The following is a 7,542-nucleotide window of genomic DNA, read 5'->3' on the forward strand; positions in this document are numbered from 1 at the left end:
GAGTGGGGGAATTGTTTATCCCCCACTAATTATTATTTGAACCAATCGGGGTTTTGCTACTTATAAAAAGGTGAACAGGGATACAACCTGTTCACCTTTTTATAAGTAGTAAGGATTTTTTTGATAGGAATTTTTCATCTGATTTTTTAATTCGTTTTTACGTGTTTCAATAGTTGATATTTTTTGTAAGGTAATAATTGAAACGAATTGAAAAAAAGCATAGTACAGTTCTATATTTTTATTTATAGGATCATCTATTATGTTTTTCATAAATATACCTCCCTTTTGATTCCACTATTTGCAAGCAATAAAACGCTCATCTTAAAATTCAATTGCTTTCCGTGTAGGGTAAATAAAATGTGTATAGCTTAAAACGCTACTATATATATATGATAATATAAATACCCTATAAATTCCATAGACAGTTAAAAATGGGTAGCGGAATGTGTACTTTCGTCAAATTAGAACAGAATTTTTGAAGTTAAATCTTACAAATCGTCAAATCTTTTAAAAGCGATAGATAGTATCAAAAATAGTTTTCTAAAAATATTATACTATTGATAAAAAAAGTGTTTTTTGTCATGATAAGAGTATACTTCATGGGAGGAACTATACTAAGAAATACATTCTTTGCATTGTGTTAGATGAATAGAATTTTTCGAGTGGATAGAAAAATATATACTAAGATAATGAATGGTATGTCGAATTTTCAATGAAATACATAAGAAATATGAAAAAAGCATTGCAAAAACAGTAAGTTTAATGGTAAAGTTCACATGAAGTTCACACGGATTTCACTTCGCTCGTTTAAAATGAACTCTGTGTGAAAAATAAAACTCTTGTTAAAAAATGGAACTTAATGAATATTTTACTTTGATAATATTGTAAAGTATTAAGTTTATAAGTTTTTTTAAAGAGGATAGTAGGGAAAGGAAGTAAAGACAACTTATGAAAAAAGTAATTGCAGGTTTAGCAGCAGCTTCAGTAGCAGGTGTTGCAGTTCCAGGTATGGATTCTGCTCATGCACAAGTTTCAAACGAAGCGCTAAAAGAAATTAATGGACAAACTCAAACACAAACGACTGTAACTGAAACAAAAACTGTAGAAACAAAATCTGACTTAAAATACACAGTAACTGCTGATGTATTAAATGTTCGTTCAGGTGCTGGTACAGGACATAGCGTTATTTCTAAAGTAAAACAAGGTCAAGTACTACAAGTAATTGGACAAGAAAACGGTTGGTTCAAAGTAACTGTAAACGGTCAAACTGGTTATGTAAGTGGTGACTTCGTAACGACTGGTGGTAAAACAGGAACTACTGTTCAACAAGGAACTGGTACTTACACAGTAAACGTTTCTTCACTTAACGTACGTACAGGCCCAAGTACATCTCATACAGTATTAGGCTCTGTAAATAAAGGTAAAACAGTACAAGTTGTTGGTGAAGTACAAGATTGGTTTAAAATCAACTTCAATGGTGGAACTGGATACGTAAGCAAAGACTTCGTAACAAAAGGTGGTTCTGCTGTATCTAACCAAACACAACAACCAACTACAAACAACAATACTACTACAGTTCAAACTGGTGGTTCTTATGTTGTTAACACTGGTGCTTTAAAAGTACGTACAGGCCCAGCTACATACAACGCTGTAATCGGTGGTGTAACAAACGGTACAGTATTAAACGTTACTGGCGCTGAAAATGGTTGGTACAAAATTAACCATAACGGCCGCACAGGTTACGTAAGTGCAGACTTCGTTAAGTTTGTAAAAGGCGGAGTAAACAACGTTACAAATAACAATAACGTTACAAATAACGTTCAACAACCAGGTAAAGACGTACAAAAGCCAACAACTGGTGGAGATACATCTTCAATCGCTGGATTCGCTAGATCATTAAATGGTTCACCATACAGAACAGCTGGTACAACACCTGCTGGTTTTGATTGCAGTGGATTCATTCACTACGTATTAAATCAAACTGGTCATAAAGGCGCTCGTCAAACAGTTGCTGGATACTGGAGCTCTAAAACAAAAACTAGCAATCCACAACCAGGTGATTTAGTATACTTCCAAAACACTTATAAATCAGGTCCTTCTCACATGGGTGTTTACTTAGGAAACGGTCAGTTCATTAGTGCAGAAACTGATGCAACTGGTGTACGTATTAGTTCTGTAAGTAACTCTTACTGGAGCAAGCACCTATTAGGTTACACAAAAGCATACTAAGAAAAAGTAGATTATATACTTTTCGTATAGAGAAAAGGCTTTCCAGGGAAACTTGGGAAGCCTTTTTATAGTTTAATAAATTGGAAGGTAATAGTTTTTACTGTAACTTCCCGTTTAAAAATCGAGCGTATAGATCATGAAAGTAGTTGGGGCGGAATAAGTTTGCTGCATGTCCTGCTAACGGTATTTCTTTATATAAAACGTTAGGAAGAATGGACTTTAAATCAAAAAGACAAGATTTATAGAGATGATCATGTTCGCCCATTACCCATAGAATAGGGTGGGGAAGTGATTTTAATTTAGATTTTAAATCGAATTCTAACCGGTGACGTAATGATTGAGCAATAATTGATGAATGTAATTGCAATCCGAACCGATAATAAATATTTCTTGAAATGACTGCGAACGGATTTGCCTTTAGTATGCCACTTGGAAAAATGGTATTTGCGTATTGAGAGAGCCATTTAGAGTAATCGTCTCCTCGCTTCTCCCAAAACTTTTGAAATACGTTATATAAAAGGGAAGGGTTATTATAATGTCCACCAATATGACAAATGCTCAAAACTTTTTCTGGATGCATTTGTGCAAAAATGGTAGAGATATAACAGCCGTAGCTTAAAGCGCAAATGTGAGCCTTTTGAATGCCTTCTTTTTCGTATAAATTCAATAATTGATCAACGAGACGCTGTAATGAAAATTCGATAGCTTCTCCTTTATCATCGCCGTGACCTAATAAGTCATAAGTAATAATGTTGTAAGAGGCGGAAAATCGTTTATGCTCTTTTTTGAAAGCACGACGATTGCCGACTAAACCATGAATAAAAATAATTGTTTCCTTTTTAGAATGTATATTTGTTTGCAAAAAGGATACTCCTTTCAATAACTGGAGATTTATATAGTATTGTAAATTGGTTATCTATCATTCACATAGAACAATATTAAGTACCAGGTAATAATATCAGATGTTTATATCTGTTGTAAAGATGAGTTTTTATGTATATTTTGTAAAAACAGAAAAAGTGTGTTTACATTCAGTTTACATTTGTATTGTATTCTATTTTTAGAAAGAACAGTTTTGTTTAACACGAGGAGATGACAGAAATGGAAGTTAGAAATGAAATAAAGAAAAAAGGGAGTTGGAGGCAGTTTTTACGCCTTATTCAAGATACAAATCCTTCGAAAGGGATTCTTGTTTTTGCGTTATTCATGAGTTTGCTTTCTACGGGAGCGAGTTTATTTATTCCGATGTTAACAAAAGGATTAGTAGATAATTTTTCACTTTCGTCAATTAGTACAGGACAAATTGTTGGGCTAGTTGCATTCTTTATTATGCAAACTATAGCTGCAGGATTATCTATATATTTACTAAATTATATCGGGCAGAAGATTGTAGCCGGACTGAGAGAACGTTTGTGGAAAAAGGTACTTATATTGCCAGTATCTTATTATGATCAAAATAGAACAGGCGATACAATTAGCCGAATGACAAATGATACAGGTGTTGTGAAGACATTAATTTCTGAGCATTTGTCAAATTTATTAACAGGCGGTATTTCAATTGTCGGATCATTAATTGTATTATTTGTTTTAGATTGGAAAATGACACTTTTACTTTTAACGGTTATTCCATTATCAGTACTGATCTTAGTTCCACTAGGACGAAAAATGTATAAGATTTCAAAAGCACTTCAAGATGAAACAGCTTCTTTTACAAGTGTGCTAACGCAAGTATTATCAGAAATTCGTTTAGTGAAATCTTCGAACACAGAAAAAAGAGAATATGAAACTGGAAATAAAGGTATCGAGAAGTTATTGCAATTTGGTTTGAAAGAGGGAAAAGTGCAAGCGTTAATTTCACCAGTTATGTCGTTTGTTTTAATGGCATTGCTTGTTATTATCGTAGGATATGGCGGGATGCGAGTTTCTAGCGGTGCATTAACAACTGGGGAACTAGTAGCGTTTATTTTATATTTAGTTCAAATTATAATGCCGATGAGTCAATTATCTATGTTCTTTACACAATTCCAAAAGGCAATTGGTGCAACGGAAAGAATTAATACTATTTTAGAATATGAAGTAGAAGACCATGAAACTGGTGTGAAAGTCACAAATGCTAAGCAACCAATTGTTCTTGAAAATGTATATTTCGAGTATAACGAAGAAGAGCAAGTGTTAAAGAATATTGATTTCACAATTGAATCAGGAAAAGTAACAGCGATCGTAGGGCCAAGTGGTAGCGGGAAAACGACATTATTTTCACTATTAGAACGTTTTTATGAGCCAACTAGCGGTGCTATTAAATTAGGGAAAGATGCAATTACGAACTATTCATTACAATCATGGCGACGTCAAATTGGTTACGTTTCACAAGATAGTCCGTTAATTGATGGAACGATTCGGGATAACATTTGTTACGGCGTTGAGGGAGAAGTGACAGATGAAGAAATTGAAAAAGTAGCGGCGATGGCATACGTTGATGCATTTATTCATGATTTGCCAAATGGATATGCAACAGAAGTTGGAGAACGTGGTGTGAAACTTTCTGGAGGACAAAGACAGCGAATTGCCATTGCCCGAGCGTTACTTCGAAATCCACAAATTCTTATGTTAGATGAAGCAACTTCTAGTTTAGATAGTAAATCAGAGTCTGTCGTTCAAAAGGCATTAAATAACTTAATGAAAGGCAGAACAACGTTAGTTATTGCACATAGACTTTCTACTGTAGTAGATGCAGATAAAATTATTTTTATAGAAAAAGGGAATCTTACAGGAAGCGGTACACATGATGAATTGTTACGCACACATGACATGTATCGTGAATTTGCAACGCAACAATTGAAAATTAAAGAGGGCGTATTATAAAATGAATCATCAGTGGGGCTTATACTCCGCTGATGATTCATTTTTACAAGTTATATAAAAGATGCTACGTAGAAAGGAGAGGTTTTCTTTGCTACCAAAAATTTTAATAGTAGATGACGATCCACATATTAGAGAACTTGTTTCTGTATTTTTAGAGCGGGAAGGATTTCAAACATATGAAGCAATTGATGGTCTAGATGCACTTCAAAAAATAAATGAAGTGAAAGTTGATATGGTTATTCTTGATATCATGATGCCGAATATGGATGGATTTGATGTATGTTTTGAATTAAGAAAATACTATGATATCCCTATTTTGATGCTAACTGCTAAAGGAGAAACATCTCAAAAAGTAAAAGGGTTTCATCTTGGTACGGATGATTATCTTGTAAAACCATTTGATCCGATAGAACTAGTAGTGAGGGTAAAGGCGTTATTGAAACGTTATCAAATTACTGTGTCGCAATCAATTCAAGTTGGAAATGTACTGTTAAACCGTAAAACATTTGAAGTTATAACCGGAGAACAAACGGTTACGTTACCACTAAAAGAATTCGAATTGCTCTTTACTTTAGGTTCTAAAGCGGGAAGGACTTGTTCGAGAGAGCAATTAATTGAAGATGTATGGGGATATGATTTTGAAGGGAATGAGCGTACACTAGACGTTCATATAAATCGGTTACGTGAGAAGTTCCAAGAAGAGAAGTCGAAATTTAGTATTAAAACGATAAGAGGCTTAGGATATCGCTTAGAGGTAAGTAAATGAGAAGAAGAGAGCGAATGAATAAGGTGAAGATATTGAAAATAATTGGAGCGGTACTAGCTCTCTTTTCTTTTCTCACAATAATTTGGTCTATAGCCTTTTATGTATCATCAAGTGTAATAAATGCTCTTGAAATACAAGTATCACCTTTTGTTACTTTTTTAATTAGTGATATGGTCGGCTTTGTATTTATTGTTCTTATTTGGGTATTGATTGGGGTATTAATGAGACCGAAGCGAGAGGCGATGATTTGGACTATTATTGAACCGATACAAAAAATTGCAAAAGGGGACTTCTCCGTAAAAATACGAAATGAAGAGAAATATGATGGAGAAATTGGTGTGCTCGTAAAAAGTATAAATGATATGACAGATGAACTAAATGCGATGGAGAAAATGCGCCAGGAATTTGTATCGAATGTTTCTCATGAAATACAGTCACCATTAACTTCTATAAAAGGATTTGCTAGAGCGCTACAAGATAACAATCTTTCCGAGGAAAAGAGAGAGCATTACCTTACCATTATTGAAACGGAAACGACGAGATTATCTAAACTAAGTCAAAATTTACTGAAGCTTACCCTTTTAGAGTCGGAAGAATATACACCAGAAAGAGCGACTTATCGATTAGATCAACAGTTAAAGCAAATTGTGTTAAATAGTGAACCGCTCTGGGCTGAAAAAGAAATTGAATTGGAACTTAATTTAGAGAAAGTGCACATTACTGCTGACCAAGAAAGTATGAGTCAAGTTTGGATAAATTTAATTCATAATAGTATTAAATTTACGCCAAATGGTGGCACGATTACAATTCAGTTAAAAGAATATGAGAAAGTAGTGGAAGTACGTATTCGCGATTCAGGAATTGGTATATCAAAAGAACAGAAGCAACATATTTTTGAGCGCTTTTATAAAGCGGATTCTTCACGAAATCGTGTTTATGGAGGAAGTGGCTTAGGTTTAGCGATTGTGAAAAAAGTACTCGATCTTCATCGAGGAGAAATAAAAGTTGAGAGTGAGGAAGGGAGTGGTACGGAATTTATTGTACGTATTCCGAATTATGAAGAGGAATAGTGTTAGAAGGGGAACCTTCTAACGCTATTTTTCTTTAAAAATACATTTCCCATTACTGCAACTATATTGATAAGCTTTTCCTTCATTATTCATACGGTATGAATAATCTGATTTTTCATCTTTCTTAAAGTCAACGTATGCTTCTGCACCGTTTTTATCATCATCTATATCAATGAAATGAACGTGTCGTATAGAATAATCCCTTTTTTCACTTAAACCTCTTTCTTGTAAGTTTGTATGAATCGCTTGTATTAGTTGATCGAGCAGTGACCAGTTTAAATTGAGATGCTCAAATGATTCAGTATGTCTTCCTAAAATGCCGTTGTCTTGTATTATTTTTTTATTATTATCGTATGTATAAGAGTATGTAAAATAAGGTTCGTCTTTATATACTACTGTTGCATAATAGCCGATATTATAAAGGGGAGTATATTTTCCGGTGATACTTTGTATATCTTCTTGTTTATAACCTTTTATAGTATGAAGGTAATCACTGGTATCTTTTTCTATAAATTTATAGTTTAGTGGATTACCAAATTTGAACTACTCACCACTTAACGTCCTTACGGACTGTTTGAAGTGGGAGATTCCTAAGTACAGAAGCCTAATGGCTTC

At 33.9% G+C, this 7,542-nt stretch carries 6 protein-coding genes and 1 pseudogene; 4 read left to right on the forward strand and 3 right to left on the reverse strand.

Features of this window, described 5'->3' with window-relative positions; translation table 11 throughout:
* Positions 1 to 99: 99 nt before the first annotated feature.
* The gene (locus tag PDK19_RS24380) at positions 100 to 270 is read right to left on the reverse strand and encodes a hypothetical protein (RefSeq protein WP_011040231.1); all 171 of its coding nucleotides are present in this window, start codon (positions 268 to 270) and stop codon (positions 100 to 102) included.
* Between the two features lie 678 nt (positions 271 to 948).
* Between PDK19_RS24380 and entFM the strand changes: the two genes are divergently transcribed.
* The gene (entFM, locus tag PDK19_RS24385; RefSeq protein WP_000755519.1) at positions 949 to 2,229 is read left to right on the forward strand and encodes an enterotoxin EntFM; all 1,281 of its coding nucleotides are present in this window, start codon (positions 949 to 951) and stop codon (positions 2,227 to 2,229) included.
* Between the two features lie 97 nt (positions 2,230 to 2,326).
* Here the strand turns inward: entFM and PDK19_RS24390 are convergent, their stop codons facing one another.
* Positions 2,327 to 3,091, reverse strand: a complete 765-nt coding sequence (locus tag PDK19_RS24390) for an alpha/beta fold hydrolase (RefSeq protein WP_001194311.1) — start codon at positions 3,089 to 3,091, stop codon at positions 2,327 to 2,329.
* Positions 3,092 to 3,330: 239 nt separating this feature from the next.
* Here PDK19_RS24390 and PDK19_RS24395 point away from each other — a divergent pair, with 239 nt between their 5' ends.
* The 3 genes from PDK19_RS24395 (at position 3,331) to hitS (ending at position 6,927) form a co-directional block, all read left to right on the forward strand.
* The gene (locus PDK19_RS24395; RefSeq protein ID WP_000453870.1) at positions 3,331 to 5,091 is read left to right on the forward strand and encodes an ABC transporter ATP-binding protein; all 1,761 of its coding nucleotides are present in this window, start codon (positions 3,331 to 3,333) and stop codon (positions 5,089 to 5,091) included.
* An 88-nt stretch (positions 5,092 to 5,179) separates the two neighbouring features.
* Complete coding sequence (hitR, locus tag PDK19_RS24400) at positions 5,180 to 5,857, forward strand: envelope stress response regulator transcription factor HitR (RefSeq protein WP_000937028.1); 678 nt, start codon at positions 5,180 to 5,182, stop codon at positions 5,855 to 5,857.
* Complete coding sequence (gene hitS / locus PDK19_RS24405; RefSeq protein WP_001254315.1) at positions 5,854 to 6,927, forward strand: envelope stress sensor histidine kinase HitS; 1,074 nt, start codon at positions 5,854 to 5,856, stop codon at positions 6,925 to 6,927. The genes hitR and hitS overlap by 4 nt, the downstream gene beginning before the upstream one ends.
* A gap of 24 nt (positions 6,928 to 6,951) precedes the next feature.
* Here hitS and PDK19_RS24410 read toward each other — a convergent pair.
* Positions 6,952 to 7,470, reverse strand: a pseudogene (locus PDK19_RS24410) (DUF3139 domain-containing protein); the annotation flags it as partial.
* Positions 7,471 to 7,542 lie beyond the last annotated feature (72 nt).

This window comes from Bacillus cereus group sp. BcHK124 (assembly GCF_027712065.1).
In the GTDB taxonomy this organism is placed as follows: Bacteria; Bacillota; Bacilli; order Bacillales; family Bacillaceae_G; genus Bacillus_A; species Bacillus_A pacificus.

Excerpts from the sequence above, each read along its gene's own strand:
- PDK19_RS24380 (WP_011040231.1), bottom strand. The coding sequence starts at position 270 with ATGAAAAACATAATAGATGATCCTATAAATAAAAATATAGAACTGTAC.
- entFM (WP_000755519.1), top strand. The coding sequence starts at position 949 with ATGAAAAAAGTAATTGCAGGTTTAGCAGCAGCTTCAGTAGCAGGTGTT.
- PDK19_RS24395 (WP_000453870.1), top strand. The coding sequence starts at position 3,331 with ATGGAAGTTAGAAATGAAATAAAGAAAAAAGGGAGTTGGAGGCAGTTT.
- hitS (WP_001254315.1), top strand. The coding sequence starts at position 5,854 with ATGAGAAGAAGAGAGCGAATGAATAAGGTGAAGATATTGAAAATAATT.